The sequence below is a fragment of the Pseudomonas sp. Seg1 genome (assembly GCF_018326005.1).
In the GTDB taxonomy this organism is placed as follows: Bacteria; Pseudomonadota; Gammaproteobacteria; order Pseudomonadales; family Pseudomonadaceae; genus Aquipseudomonas.
The window spans coordinates 2,591,894-2,603,783 of sequence record NZ_AP021903.1 but is presented as its reverse complement, the minus strand read 5'-3'; the positions used below and the strand labels follow the sequence as shown (position 1 = coordinate 2,603,783).

At 60.6% G+C, this 11,890-nt stretch carries 11 protein-coding genes; 6 read left to right on the top strand and 5 right to left on the bottom strand.

Features of this window, described 5'->3' with window-relative positions:
- Nucleotides 1-80: 80 nt before the first annotated feature.
- Both KI231_RS11540 and KI231_RS11535 read left to right on the top strand, forming a co-directional pair.
- On the top strand, nucleotides 81-317 hold the full coding sequence (locus KI231_RS11540) for a DUF2790 domain-containing protein (RefSeq protein WP_213028299.1): 237 nt from the start codon (nucleotides 81-83) through the stop codon (nucleotides 315-317).
- Between the two features lie 12 nt (nucleotides 318-329).
- The gene (locus KI231_RS11535) at nucleotides 330-989 is read left to right on the top strand and encodes a carbonic anhydrase (protein WP_213028298.1); all 660 of its coding nucleotides are present in this window, start codon (nucleotides 330-332) and stop codon (nucleotides 987-989) included.
- Between the two features lie 155 nt (nucleotides 990-1,144).
- Here KI231_RS11535 and KI231_RS11530 read toward each other — a convergent pair whose 3' ends face one another.
- Nucleotides 1,145-2,647: an aldehyde dehydrogenase family protein gene (locus tag KI231_RS11530; protein ID WP_213028297.1), complete on the bottom strand. Its 1,503-nt coding sequence runs from the start codon at nucleotides 2,645-2,647 to the stop codon at nucleotides 1,145-1,147.
- A gap of 201 nt (nucleotides 2,648-2,848) precedes the next feature.
- Complete coding sequence (gene glsB / locus KI231_RS11525) at nucleotides 2,849-3,757, bottom strand: glutaminase B (protein WP_103303355.1); 909 nt, start codon at nucleotides 3,755-3,757, stop codon at nucleotides 2,849-2,851.
- A 139-nt stretch (nucleotides 3,758-3,896) separates the two neighbouring features.
- Here glsB and KI231_RS11520 point away from each other — a divergent pair, with 139 nt between their 5' ends.
- From KI231_RS11520 to KI231_RS11510, 3 genes are all read left to right on the top strand, one after another.
- A complete protein-coding gene (locus KI231_RS11520) occupies nucleotides 3,897-4,385 on the top strand; it encodes a GFA family protein (protein WP_213028296.1) in 489 nt (162 codons plus the stop codon).
- Nucleotides 4,386-4,608: 223 nt separating this feature from the next.
- Nucleotides 4,609-6,816 carry a TonB-dependent siderophore receptor gene (locus KI231_RS11515; RefSeq protein WP_213028295.1) on the top strand — a complete coding sequence of 736 codons (2,208 nt, stop codon included), beginning with the start codon at nucleotides 4,609-4,611 and terminating at the stop codon, nucleotides 6,814-6,816.
- A gap of 102 nt (nucleotides 6,817-6,918) precedes the next feature.
- Nucleotides 6,919-7,716 carry a MipA/OmpV family protein gene (locus tag KI231_RS11510; protein ID WP_213028294.1) on the top strand — a complete coding sequence of 266 codons (798 nt, stop codon included), beginning with the start codon at nucleotides 6,919-6,921 and terminating at the stop codon, nucleotides 7,714-7,716.
- 259 nt (nucleotides 7,717-7,975) lie between these two features.
- Here KI231_RS11510 and KI231_RS11505 read toward each other — a convergent pair whose 3' ends face one another.
- The 3 genes from KI231_RS11505 to KI231_RS11495 form a co-directional block, all read right to left on the bottom strand.
- Nucleotides 7,976-9,262: an ATP-binding protein gene (locus KI231_RS11505; RefSeq protein WP_213028293.1), complete on the bottom strand. Its 1,287-nt coding sequence runs from the start codon at nucleotides 9,260-9,262 to the stop codon at nucleotides 7,976-7,978.
- Nucleotides 9,263-9,970 (bottom strand): response regulator, encoded by a 708-nt coding sequence (locus KI231_RS11500; protein WP_103303350.1) that lies wholly within the window; start codon nucleotides 9,968-9,970, stop codon nucleotides 9,263-9,265. It lies immediately after the preceding gene.
- Between the two features lie 141 nt (nucleotides 9,971-10,111).
- Nucleotides 10,112-10,714 (bottom strand): MiaE family protein, encoded by a 603-nt coding sequence (locus tag KI231_RS11495; RefSeq protein ID WP_103303349.1) that lies wholly within the window; start codon nucleotides 10,712-10,714, stop codon nucleotides 10,112-10,114.
- A 158-nt stretch (nucleotides 10,715-10,872) separates the two neighbouring features.
- On the opposite strand from KI231_RS11495, the gene uspL reads away from it, so the two are divergent.
- Nucleotides 10,873-11,736 carry a universal stress protein UspL gene (gene uspL / locus KI231_RS11490; protein WP_103303348.1) on the top strand — a complete coding sequence of 288 codons (864 nt, stop codon included), beginning with the start codon at nucleotides 10,873-10,875 and terminating at the stop codon, nucleotides 11,734-11,736.
- The last annotated feature ends 154 nt before the right edge of the window (nucleotides 11,737-11,890 follow it).

Below are 11,890 nucleotides of genomic sequence, written 5' to 3'. Positions count from 1 at the left end.
CCATCCCGGCCCGCACCTCGCGTGCGGGCCATCCAACCCCCAATTGCACATCGTCACCACCTGCGTCTGGAGGCTGCTCCATGCATAAAATTCTGTTGACCCTGGCCCTGCTAGGCGGCTTTTGCGCCCACGCATTTGCCGCTGATGAGGCCGTCGCCTACCGCTACGGCATGCAACTGGACGTTGCGCAAGTGCTGAGCATTACCCCGGTTGCCGACGTCTGTGGCGTGGTTCCGGTGGAAATGACTTACCTGGACAGCCAGGGCGGCAAACACATTCTGCAATTCAGCGAATTCGGCAGCGGTTGCTCGAACTGAGAGGACAACACCATGAAAAACCTGATTGATGGCTTCCTGAAATTCCAGAACGAAGCGTTCCCGCAACGCACCGAACTGTTCAAGCATCTGGCGACCACCCAGCAGCCTGGCACCTTGTTCATTACCTGTTCCGACAGCCGTGTGGTGCCGGAACTGCTGACCCAGCAAGAACCCGGTGAGCTGTTCGTGATCCGCAACGCCGGCAATATCGTGCCGTCCTACAGCCCGCATCCGGGCGGTGTTTCGGCGACGGTGGAATATGCTGTGGCGGTACTGGGCGTGACCGACATCGTGATCTGCGGCCATTCGGACTGTGGCGCAATGACCGCGATTGCCCAGTGCAAATGCATGGATCACCTGCCGGCCGTCAGCGGCTGGCTGCAGCATGCCGAATCGGCAAAAGTGGTGAATGAAGCACGGCCGCATGCCAATGACGCGGCGAAGTTGAGTTCGATGGTGCGTGAAAACGTGATCGCGCAACTGGCGAACATCCAGACCCACCCGAGCGTGCGCCTGGCCCAGGAAAAAGGCCTGCTGAATCTGCATGGCTGGGTGTACGACATCGAGACTGGCTCGATCGATGCACTGTCTTCGGATCGCCGCACTTTTGTGTCGCTGGCCGAGCAACCGACGACGTGCGCCATTCAGGCAAACACCAGCGCAGCCGCCTGATACAAATCCGCTGAGGTGAAAAAGAACTTGTGGCGAGGGGATTTATCCCCGATGGACTGCGCAGCAGGCCCAATCTCTTGGGGCCGCTGCGCGCGCCATCGGGGATAAATCCCCTCGCCACAGGACCGGTGTGGATCAACCAGGATGAGGCATTTTCAGCGTTTTACGGTGAGGTCGATCTGGCTCATGCGGCTGCGTACCGTGAACACGCCATCGCCAGACAGAATCGCACTGCGCGCAAACAACCGCCCGCTCTCCCAGTTCGAAAGCCCCAGCTCCGGCTTGTTCAGCGCGTACTGTCCGTCGACCCAGCGGGTAATGCCATTGCCCACGAACGGCGCGTTGACCGCGTTGTAGAAGCGTTCCTGAACCTGCGCATCTTCGCTGATCAGCGACACGGTGAATTGCGGGCTGTAGCGGTTGAACAGCGCAATCGCCTGATCCAGATCGTCGACGATCATCAGACTGACCTCCGGGGTCTCTTCCCATTCCCACTCACGGCCAAGGTCAGATTCCGCCAGTGGCTCGGCCAGTGCTTCGGTCTGATAACCCTCGGCGCGGTAGACCTCGACTGTTGCGTTCTGCCACTCGCTCGGCAGGTAACTTTGACTGCCTTCAACGATGTGCAATTTACAGCCCTGCCCGCGTGCGCTACCCGCTTGCTTCAGCGCATCGAGGAACAGCGGCAGCAATTCTGCAGCGCGGTCGCGCTGAATCAGGCAGACGTTCAACGTGTTGCAGACCTTGCGATCCAATGAGTTGCGCACCACCGCGGCAAAGCGTTTGGCGTCGGCATCACGATCAGCAATCAACCACGCCCCACCGGTGCCGTGCAGGCTGACCGCCGTCCCTGCCTGCTGAGCGATGCTGCCCAACTGACTGACCGCGCGCCCCGATCCACGGGCCACCGCCAACGACAGACGCCGATCAGCGAACATCGCCCAACCGGCCGCGTGATTGACGCTTTCGACCAGCGACACCGCACCCGCCGGCAAACCGGCCGCTGCCAGCGCCGGGTTCAGCGCATGCTTGACGATGGCTTGCGCGGTGCCCAGTGCATCGCTGCCAATCCGTAGCACCGCCGTGTTACCAGTGCGCAAAACGCCGGCCGCGTCGGCAAACACGTTCGGGCGACCTTCGAAGACAAACGCGACGATGCCCAGCGGCGACACCACTTGCTCGACCTTCCAGCCCTCGTGTTCAACGCTGCTGATGACTTTGCCGCGCGTTGCCGGGGCATCGCGCCACGCCCGCAGGCCGGCGATCATGTCGCCGCGCATGCGCTCATCGGCGAGCAGACGCGTGGTGGAGCGTCCGCGCGCCTTGGCCCGCTCGATATCGGCGAGGTTGGCGGCGGCGATCTGCGCCCAGCAATCGGGCGTTTCCAGACGCTGCGCAAACAGATCGAAGAACTGACTGATCGCCTCGTCGGACACCGCCGACAACGCAGCAAACGCCGCAGCGGCGCGCTCGATGGCCACTGACGCCGCTTGTTGATCCGCCACCGGAATCAGCAACAGCTCGCCACTCACCTGCTCCACCAACAGGTGGTCACCGGGCTGAAAGCGCGCCGCCAGTTCGGGGCTGACCACGGTCACGCGGTTACCAGCGAAAGGGATCGGCGTGCCAGCGACTAGACGTTCGAGCGCAAGAGACATGAAACGGATTCACCATGCAGAGGGCGGCCGGAAAATGTATAGGAATTTTCGCTGAAAAACACCTTCCGCAAACACCTCGCCCCCTGTGGGAGCTGGCTTGCCAGCGATGAGGCCGGCACATCCAGCATTAATATAGCCAGCCCCACCGCCATCGCTGGCAAGCCAGCTCCCACAGGGTTTTGCAGTGTATGGATGATCGGATCAGAACACTGACCAGCCAATCCGCGAACTGAGCATCTCCAGCGCCGCCATCCCCGCCAGTGAGTTCCCCGCAGCGTTCAACTCCGGCGACCACACGCACACCGTGAACTGCCCCGGCACCACTGCGACGATGCCGCCGCCGACGCCACTCTTGCCCGGCAGACCGACGCGATAAGCGAAGTTGCCCGCCTCGTCGTACAGGCCACTGGTGGCCATGATCGAGTTGACTTGCTGGGTCTGGCGGCGCGTGAGGATCTGCTCGCCGCTGTGTTTGCAGTAACCGTCATTGGCCAGGAAACAGAACGCCCGGGCCAGATCGATGCAGTTCATGCGCAGCGCGCAGTGGCTGAAATAACTGCGCAGCACCGATTCGACATCGTTGTGAAAGTTACCGAAGGATTGCATCAGGTAAGCCATCGCCGCGTTGCGCGCGCGGTGCTGGTATTCGGAATCGGCGACTTTGCCGTCGATCATGATCTGCGGGTTACCCGACAGGCGCCGGACGAAATCGCGCATCGACAGGGTTGGCGCGGCAAAGCGCGACTGGTTGATGTCGCAGATCACCAGCGCGCCGGCATTGATAAAGGGATTACGCGGGCGTCCGCGCTCGAATTCCAGTTGCACCAGCGAGTTGAACGGCTGACCGGACGGTTCATGACCGAGGCGTTCCCAGATCGCCTCGCCGGAATGCTCGATGGCCTGCACCAGGCTGAACACCTTGGAAATACTCTGCACCGAGAACGGTGTCTCGGCGTCGCCCGCGCAGTACATCTCACCGTCGTTGCCGTACACGGCGATGCCCAGCTGATTGGCCGGCACGGTGCCGAGGGCGGGAATGTAGTCAGCCACTTTGCCCTGCCCGATCAGGGGCCGGACAGCGTCAAGGATCTCGTTCAACAGCGCTTGCATGCCGGGTTCCGAAGTCTCGCCCCATGGGATTGCGGGGACACTGGGGCTAGACGCTGCCGGCGCCTGTCGCATCACACCGGCAGGCGTCGCGCAAAATGCTCTAGGCTCAAACGCACCCCCCTGCTAACGGAGAGCACCCATGCACCTCGAAGGCTCCTGCCATTGCGGCGCGGTTTCGTTCAGCCTCACCAGCGCCCACCCCTACCCTTATCAACGCTGCTACTGCTCGATCTGCCGCAAGACTCAGGGCGGTGGCGGCTATGCGATCAACCTCGGCGGCGACGCGAGCAGCCTCAAGGTGCGCGGACGCAAACACATCAGCATCTACCACGCGCGCATGAAGTACGAAGGCGAAAAACGCGCTCATCGCAGCACCGCCGAGCGGCATTTCTGCTCGTTGTGCGGCAGTGCTCTATGGCTGTTCAGCCCGGAGTGGCCGGAACTGATCCACCCGTTCGCCTCGGCCATCGACACGCCGTTGCCGGTGCCACCGGAATACACCCATTTGATGCTCGGTTCAAAAGCACCATGGGTCGAAGTCGAGGCCAAGCCCGGGGATCAACAGTTCGAGGTCTATCCAGAAGAATCCATCGCGCAATGGCACGAACGCCTCGGTTTGACCCGATAGATAATCTTCAGCATTCCTCGCCCCCTGTGGGAGCTGGCTTGCCAGCGATAGCGGTGGAACAGTCAACATTGATTTTGAATAGGTGGCCGTCATCGCTGGCAAGCCAGCTCCCACAAGATTTTTGCCAGCTTTTAGCGCTTTGCAGTTCCCTTTTTCCTCACTCGTTCGGTTAACCCCTCAGAAGCACTTCAACTACCGATCGATTCGATGCAAAGGGATCTCCATGTCGCACGTCCGTTTTCGTTTTGCCTTGTGCCCGCTTGCGGCCGCTCTGCTGAGCCTTTCTTCCCACGCGGCTGAAACGCCGGCAAAAAACGACCAGGTTTTGCAGTTGGGCGCGACCAATATTTCCGCCCAGGGCCTCGGCGCCACCACCGAAGATACCCGCTCCTACACCACCGGCGCGATGTCTTCGGCCACCGGCCTGCCGCTGTCGATCCGCGAAACCCCGCAATCGGTGACGGTGATCACCCGCCAGCAAATGGATGATCGCGGCGTGCAGAGCGTCGGCGATGCACTGCGCAACACCCCCGGCATTTCGACGCAAAAATACGACAGCGACCGCACCGAGTTCTCCGCACGCGGTCTGGCCATAACCAACTTCCAGTACGACGGCATCAACATTCCCTACGACGGCGTCTACGGTGAAAACCCCAACAACGGCGACGACGCAGCAAGCATCGATCGTATCGAAATCATCAAAGGCGCGACCGGCCTGATGACCGGCTCCGGCGACCCATCGGCCACGGTCAACCTGATCCGCAAGAAACCCACCAAGGAATTCAAAGCCTCGATCAGCGGCACCATCGGCTCGTGGGACGCCTACCGCACCGTCGGTGATATCTCCGGTTCGCTGACCGATTCCGGCAATGTGCGCGGGCGCTTTATCGGTGCGTATTCGGACAAGAATTCCTACCTCGATCACTACAGCCAGCGCAAAGACCTGTTCTACGGCATCCTCGAAGCCGACCTCAGCGACGACACCCTGCTGACCTTCGGCGTCGACAAGTCCAGCACCACCCCACGCGGCAGTTCGTGGACCGGTAACCCGGTGTACTTCGCCGATGGCGGGCGCACCGATTTCCCGCGTCACTTCAACTCCGCCGCGGACTGGAGCCGTCGCGACTTCGACAACATCACCTACTTCGCCTCGCTCGAACAGGCGCTGGCCAATGACTGGAAGTTCAAGGTCACGCTCGATCAGAAAACCACCGATCACGACACGCGCCTGGCCTCGGCCAGCGGCGGCAACCCGAATCGTGCCAGCGGCGAAGGCATGTTCCTGTACTGGGGACGCTGGGAAGGCCATCGCGTGCAGAACACCGCTGACGTCAATGTCTCCGGCCCGTTCACCTTGGGCGGTCGCGAGCATGAGCTGATTGCCGGCGTGATGACCTCGCACTCGCGCCAGACCGGTGCGACCTACGACACCAGCGCCTTCTCGCAAGTGCCGGGCAGCATCTACGACTGGGACGGTAATCTGCCGAAACAGGACTTCCCGAAGAACGGCAAATACGAGCGCACCCAGAGCCAGAACGGCGTGTACCTGGCCACGCGCCTGCACCCGACCGACGATCTTTCGGTGATCCTCGGCAGCCGCTTGAGCACCTTCAAGTACAACGAAGACTACCGCTACAACCCGGGCGCCGGCCTCGACGACACTCACGCCAGTTACAAGGAACACGGCGTTGTCACGCCTTACGCCGGGGTGATTTATGACCTCGACGACACCTACTCGCTGTACGCCAGTTACACCAGCATCTACCAGCCGCAGACCTACAAGGACAGCAACGGTTCGACCCTCGCGCCGGTCGAGGGCGACAGCTACGAAGCGGGCCTGAAAGCGGCGTACTTCGACGGTCGCCTGAATGCCAGCCTGGCGTTCTTCCGCATCGAGCAGGATGGCGTCGCCGAATCGATCGGCACCAACGCGGTGACCAACGAAGGCATCTACAAAGCCATCGACGGCGCCACCACCAAAGGTGTTGAACTGGAACTGGCCGGTGAGCTGGCCGACGGCTGGAATGTCTCCGCCGGCTATACCTATGCGCGCACCCGTGACGCCGATGAACAGCGCATCTACGGTTATCCGCTGTCGACCACCAAGCCTGAACATACCGTGCGCACCTTCACCACCTATCGCCTGCCGGGCATGCTCGACAAAGTCACCGTCGGCGGCGGCGTGAGCTGGCAGAGCGCGTTTTACGGCAAGATCTACAGCGCGCCGGCCGGCGATTACACAAGCATCAAACAAGGCGGCTACACCCTCGTCGACCTGATGACGCGTTATCAGTACGACGAGCACTTGAGCTTCACCGTCAATGCCAATAACGTCTTCGACAAACGCTACCTGACCGGGCTGGGCAACTTCGACACAACGTTCTACGGCGAGCCGCGCAACCTGATGCTCACCACCAAATGGGACTTCTGATCGCGGCTTAACAGTCTTTGACAGTTTCCCGACAAAGCTGCCAAAGATTGCCGCTCGCCACCCGCCTAGCATGGGCGCATCCACATTCTCCTCGGGTGCCCCATGCTGATGTCGTTTCGCACGTTTTCGTTGTCTCTGACTTCCCTTTGTCTACTGGTGCCCGACGCTGCGCTACGCGCCGAAGACTGGCACACCACCCTGCGCGCCGGCGCGGTTAATGCTCCGCGCTACAGCGGCAGCGATGAGCGGGTGACGGCGCCGCTGGTGGCTGTCGAAGTGGTCAGTCCGCAGGGTTTCTTTCTCGACAGCAACCGAGGGCTGGGCTGGGGCTTTGACGAAGAGGATTTCGGTCTCAGCGTTTACGTCGGCGCCAGCGATGTGCGCAAGGATCGCAAGACCGGGTTCAAGGGTTCCGACGAACTGAACGGCATGGGCTCGATCAAGTCGCGCCCAGTGCTGGGCGTGGACGGCCGCTATCACATGGGGCCTATCATTCTCGGCGCGAGTTTCGAGCATGCGCTGGAAAAGGACGACGATGACCACGACACCGGCTCATCGTGGAATCGCCTGAAACTGAGCATCAACCTGCCACTGTATGAGGGCCGTTTCGGCAAGGTGACCGGCGGATTGAACAGCCAGTTCGGCGACAGCGATTACCTGCGCACCTGGTATGGCGTGAGTACGGCACAGGCTTCGCGCAGTCAGTACCGGGCTTATGAACCGAAAGCCGGATTGATCAGTCGCGGCGCGGACCTGACCTGGACGTTGCCGATTGATGAGCGCTGGAGCGTGTCGTCAGTGCTGGCGGTGCAGTACCTGAGCCATGAAGCGGCAGACAGCCCGATTGTCGAACGGCGGTTGCAGACTTCATTGGCTGGGCAGGTTGAGTACACCTTCTGAGTGTGCGGTGGGACTGATGGCCCCATCGCTGGCAAGCCAGCTCCCACAGGGTTTTGCGGGGTTGTCGGGGAAGTAGTTACACCTGTGGGTATTGGCTGGGCAGGTTGAGTACACCTTCTGAGTGTGCGGTGGGACTGATGGCCTCATCGCTGGCAAGCCAGCTCCCACAGGGTTTTGCGGGGTTGTCGGGGAAGTAGTTACACCACAAAACCTGTGGGAGCTGGCTTGCCAGCGATGGCGTCGGCCATGCCAACACAAGTCAATCCAGATGCGCCCAGGTCATCCGAAACGACGCCCCACCCCAAGGCGAATCACCGACCTCCACTTGCCCGCCATGGGACTGCGACACCCGTCGCACCAAGGCCAGCCCCAATCCGAACCCACCAGTGCGCCGGTCGCGGCTCGCATCCAGGCGCGAGAACGGTTCGAAAATCTTCTCCCGCCCGTGCACCGGCACGCCCGGCCCATCGTCATTGACCTGCACCTCGTAGTAATCGCCATTGCGCACCAGCGTGACTTCCACTCGTTGCTCGGCATAACGAATCGCATTGCGCAGCAAATTGATCACCGCACGGGCCATGAACCTTGGTTCGATGCGTACCGTTTCGAGCCGGCAATCGCCGATCGACAACTGTACCCCCGCCGCCTCCGCCTCCAGCGCCACACTACCAACCACGCTATCGAGCCAATTGCCCGCCTGAATATTTTCACGTTTGATCACCGTCGCACCGCGCTCAAGACTGGCGTAAGTCAGCAACTCCGAGACCATTTCTTCCAGTTCGCCAAGGTCGGCGTACATGTCGGCGATCAATTCGCGATTCTGACTCGGGTCAGATTGTTGTTTGAGCTGATCAAGTTCGAACGACAGCCGCGCAATCGGCGTACGCAGTTCATGAGAGACCGCATTGGTCAGTTCGCGCTGATTGGCGATCAGACTCTCGATGCGCGCCGCCATCAGGTTGAAGTGCTCGGCCAGGTCGCGGATGTTCGAACGTTTCGACAACTGGATACGCGCCGACAGATCGTTATCGCCAAAACGCTCGGCGGCCAGGCGCAGTTTTTCCAGATCACGCCAGTGCGGGCGCACCCAGAAAAACAGGACGATACCGATCAGTACCGCGAGCATCCCGTAAGCCGCCGAGATATAGAACGGCATCAGGCTCGGTTCCGGCGGCAGCTTGATGCTGAGCACCTGCGGACCGCCGTCGATGTTGCTGATGAACTGCGTGTAGTTGTCGCGGATCACCAGAAGATTCTGCATCAGCTGGGCTTTTTCCTCGGCATTCAGGGCCAGTTGATCGGCCTCGACCAGTTTCAGTGTCAGCCCGTAATGCGGGCGCAAGGTTTCCAGTTGCTGCTCGCGATCCGTGCCCTGACGCCCGCGCAAATGATCCACCAGCGACCACGCCTGACCGCGCACCGCTTCACGGTTGTAGGCCTGCATCTGATTGTCGAGCAACGCGTTGAAGGTGTGTTCGACGGTTTGCAGGGCCAACACCAGCCCCACCGTCATCACCAGAAACAGCCCGAGGAATAACCGCAGCATCTACAACTCCCACGCAAACGGATTGAACAGATAACCCTTGCCCCACACGGTCTTGATGCACACCGGCTCGCGAGGATTGTCCTTGAGTTTGTTGCGCAACTTGCTGATGTACACGTCGACGCTGCGGTTCAGGCCATCGAAGGCGATGCCGCGCATGCGGTTGAGGATGTCATCGCGCGACAGCGTATTGCCGGCGGCACTGGCCAGCAGCCACAGCAACTCGAATTCCATGGTGGTCATTTCGATGATCTCGCCCGCCAGGCGCACTTCACGGCAACTGCGGTCGATGCTCAACTGACCGAACTCGAGAAAACTGACCACGCCACTGTCCGGCACCTGCCGCCGCTGCAAGGCGCGCAACCGGGCCAGCAACACCGGCGGTTTGATCGGTTTGATCACGTAGTCATCGGCACCGGACTCCAAGCCGAGAATATGGTCGAGGTCGTCTTCCTTGGCCGTGAGAATCACGATCGGCGTGTCTGACACGCTACGAATCTCCCGACACACGTGCAGGCCACTCTGCCCCGGCAACATCAGGTCGAGCACCACGACTTTGGGTTTGAACTCCAGAAAAGCGGCCACCGCCAGATCCCCGCGATGCACCGTGCGCACCTCGTAGCCGTGTTGTTCGAGGAAGTGCGCGATCAACGCGGCAAGGCGTTCATCGTCTTCCACCAGCAGGACTTTGCCAAAACCCAGGTTATCCATAACGACCATCTGCCAACCATCTGTGAAGTGGGCGACATTATGGCGGCATTCGCGGGCGAGGCGTTTATCGCAGGCAGCAAAAACCGGCCACGGGGGCCGGTTTTCGGTGATGTTTCATACTCTTAAGAGTTTTTAACAATCTCAGGCAGGCACGCCGCTGTGGAAGCGGAACTCCTCGTCCGGGGACTCGATCAAGTCCTGCTCGGTGGTGCGAACTCTGTCGATCACCTGGGCGATGTCTTTGGCGTCCCCGTATTGGTAGGCCAGTTTCAGATAGCCCTGAAAGTGCCGCGCCTCGCTTTTCAGCAAACCGAAGTAGAACTTGCCGAGATCTTCGTCCAGATGCGGCACCAGTGCTTCGAACCGCTCGCAACTGCGCGCCTCGATAAACGCCCCCACCACTAGCGTGTCCACCAGTTTCACCGGCTCGTGGCTGCGCACCACTTTGCGCAGGCCTGACGCGTAGCGCCCGGCATGTAACTGACGCAGCTCGATCTTGCGGCGTTTCATGATGCGCATGACTTGTTCGTGGTGCACCAGTTCTTCCCGGGCCAGACGCGACATCATATTGATCAGGTCAACGTGGGAGTGGTACTTGGCTATCAGGCTCAGGGCGGTGCTGGCAGCCTTGAACTCGCAGTTCTTGTGGTCGATCAGCAGGGTTTCCTGATCGGCCAGTGCCGCCTGGACCCAGGCGTCGGGTGTGCGGCAGCCAAGGAATTCGTGGATTTCGGGAAGGATCATGGGGCTCACGGTAAAGGTGTTCGAGCGAAGGGCGCCGATTATACCGGCCTGCCCACAGACCACCAGCGGCTGGCGTTGATATGCATCAAGTCGCAGCTGTTCGAGCAGCAACTATAGTTGTGCAACGCCGTGCCTTTTCTTTGCTGGAGACTCCGCTCATGCAAGCCATTCGCAGCATTCTGGTGGTCATCGAACCCGAACATTCGGAAAGCCTGGCGCTCAAGCGCGCCAAGCTGATCGCTGGCGTGACCCAGGCCCATCTGCACCTGCTGGTGTGCGACAAGAAGCACGACCACGCCGCCATGCTCAGCGTGCTCAAGGCCGCGCTGCTGGCCGACGGCTACAGCGCGACCACCGAACAGGCGTGGAACGAGAGCCTGCACGAAACCATCATCGACGTGCAGCAGGCCGAGGGTTGCGGGTTGGTGATCAAGCAGCACTTCCCCGACAGTTCGCTGAAAAAAGCCCTGCTGACCCCGGCGGACTGGAAATTGCTGCGCCACTGCCCTACTCCGGTACTTTTGGTGAAAACCGCTGGCTCGTGGAAGGACAAGGTGATTCTGGCGGCGGTCGACGTCGGCAATGTCGACGGTGAGCACCGGCATTTGCACACGACGATCATCGATCACGGCTATGACATTGCCAGTCTGGCCAAAGGGCATTTGCATGTGATCAGCGCCCATCCGTCACCGATGCTCTCCGCCGCCGACCCTACGTTGCAGTTGAGTGAAACCATCGAAGCACGTTATCGCGAGCAATGCCGGGCATTTCAGGCCGAATTCGACGTGGATGACGCGCACCTGCACATCGAGGAAGGTCCGGCGGATGTATTGATTCCGTTCATGGCGCACAAGCTGCAGGCTGCGGTGACCGTGATCGGCACGGTGGCGCGCTCGGGGTTGTCAGGGGCGTTGATCGGCAACACCGCTGAAGTGGTGCTGGATGCGTTGGAAAGTGATGTGCTGGTGCTCAAGCCGCAGGAGGTTGAGGATCATCTGGTAGAGCTGGCGGTGAAACACTGAGAATTACGGCGCTGATGCGGCCGTCATCGCTGGCAAGCCAGACTCCCACAGTTCTTGTGTGATTCCAAATGCACCGCAATCACTGTGGGAGCTGGCTTGCCAGCGATAGCGGTGGGTCAGTCAACATTGATATTGGATGTACCGACCTCATCGC

What these genes read in the sequence shown, in the direction of transcription:
- KI231_RS11540 (WP_213028299.1), top strand. Translation starts at nt 81, where the DNA reads ATGCATAAAATTCTGTTGACCCTGGCCCTGCTAGGCGGCTTTTGCGCC.
- KI231_RS11535 (WP_213028298.1), top strand. Translation starts at nt 330, where the DNA reads ATGAAAAACCTGATTGATGGCTTCCTGAAATTCCAGAACGAAGCGTTC.
- KI231_RS11530 (WP_213028297.1), bottom strand. Translation starts at nt 2,647, where the DNA reads ATGTCTCTTGCGCTCGAACGTCTAGTCGCTGGCACGCCGATCCCTTTC.
- glsB (WP_103303355.1), bottom strand. Translation starts at nt 3,757, where the DNA reads ATGCAAGCGCTGTTGAACGAGATCCTTGACGCTGTCCGGCCCCTGATC.
- KI231_RS11520 (WP_213028296.1), top strand. Translation starts at nt 3,897, where the DNA reads ATGCACCTCGAAGGCTCCTGCCATTGCGGCGCGGTTTCGTTCAGCCTC.
- KI231_RS11515 (WP_213028295.1), top strand. Translation starts at nt 4,609, where the DNA reads ATGTCGCACGTCCGTTTTCGTTTTGCCTTGTGCCCGCTTGCGGCCGCT.
- KI231_RS11510 (WP_213028294.1), top strand. Translation starts at nt 6,919, where the DNA reads ATGCTGATGTCGTTTCGCACGTTTTCGTTGTCTCTGACTTCCCTTTGT.
- KI231_RS11505 (WP_213028293.1), bottom strand. Translation starts at nt 9,262, where the DNA reads ATGCTGCGGTTATTCCTCGGGCTGTTTCTGGTGATGACGGTGGGGCTG.
- KI231_RS11500 (WP_103303350.1), bottom strand. Translation starts at nt 9,970, where the DNA reads ATGGATAACCTGGGTTTTGGCAAAGTCCTGCTGGTGGAAGACGATGAA.
- KI231_RS11495 (WP_103303349.1), bottom strand. Translation starts at nt 10,714, where the DNA reads ATGATCCTTCCCGAAATCCACGAATTCCTTGGCTGCCGCACACCCGAC.
- uspL (WP_103303348.1), top strand. Translation starts at nt 10,873, where the DNA reads ATGCAAGCCATTCGCAGCATTCTGGTGGTCATCGAACCCGAACATTCG.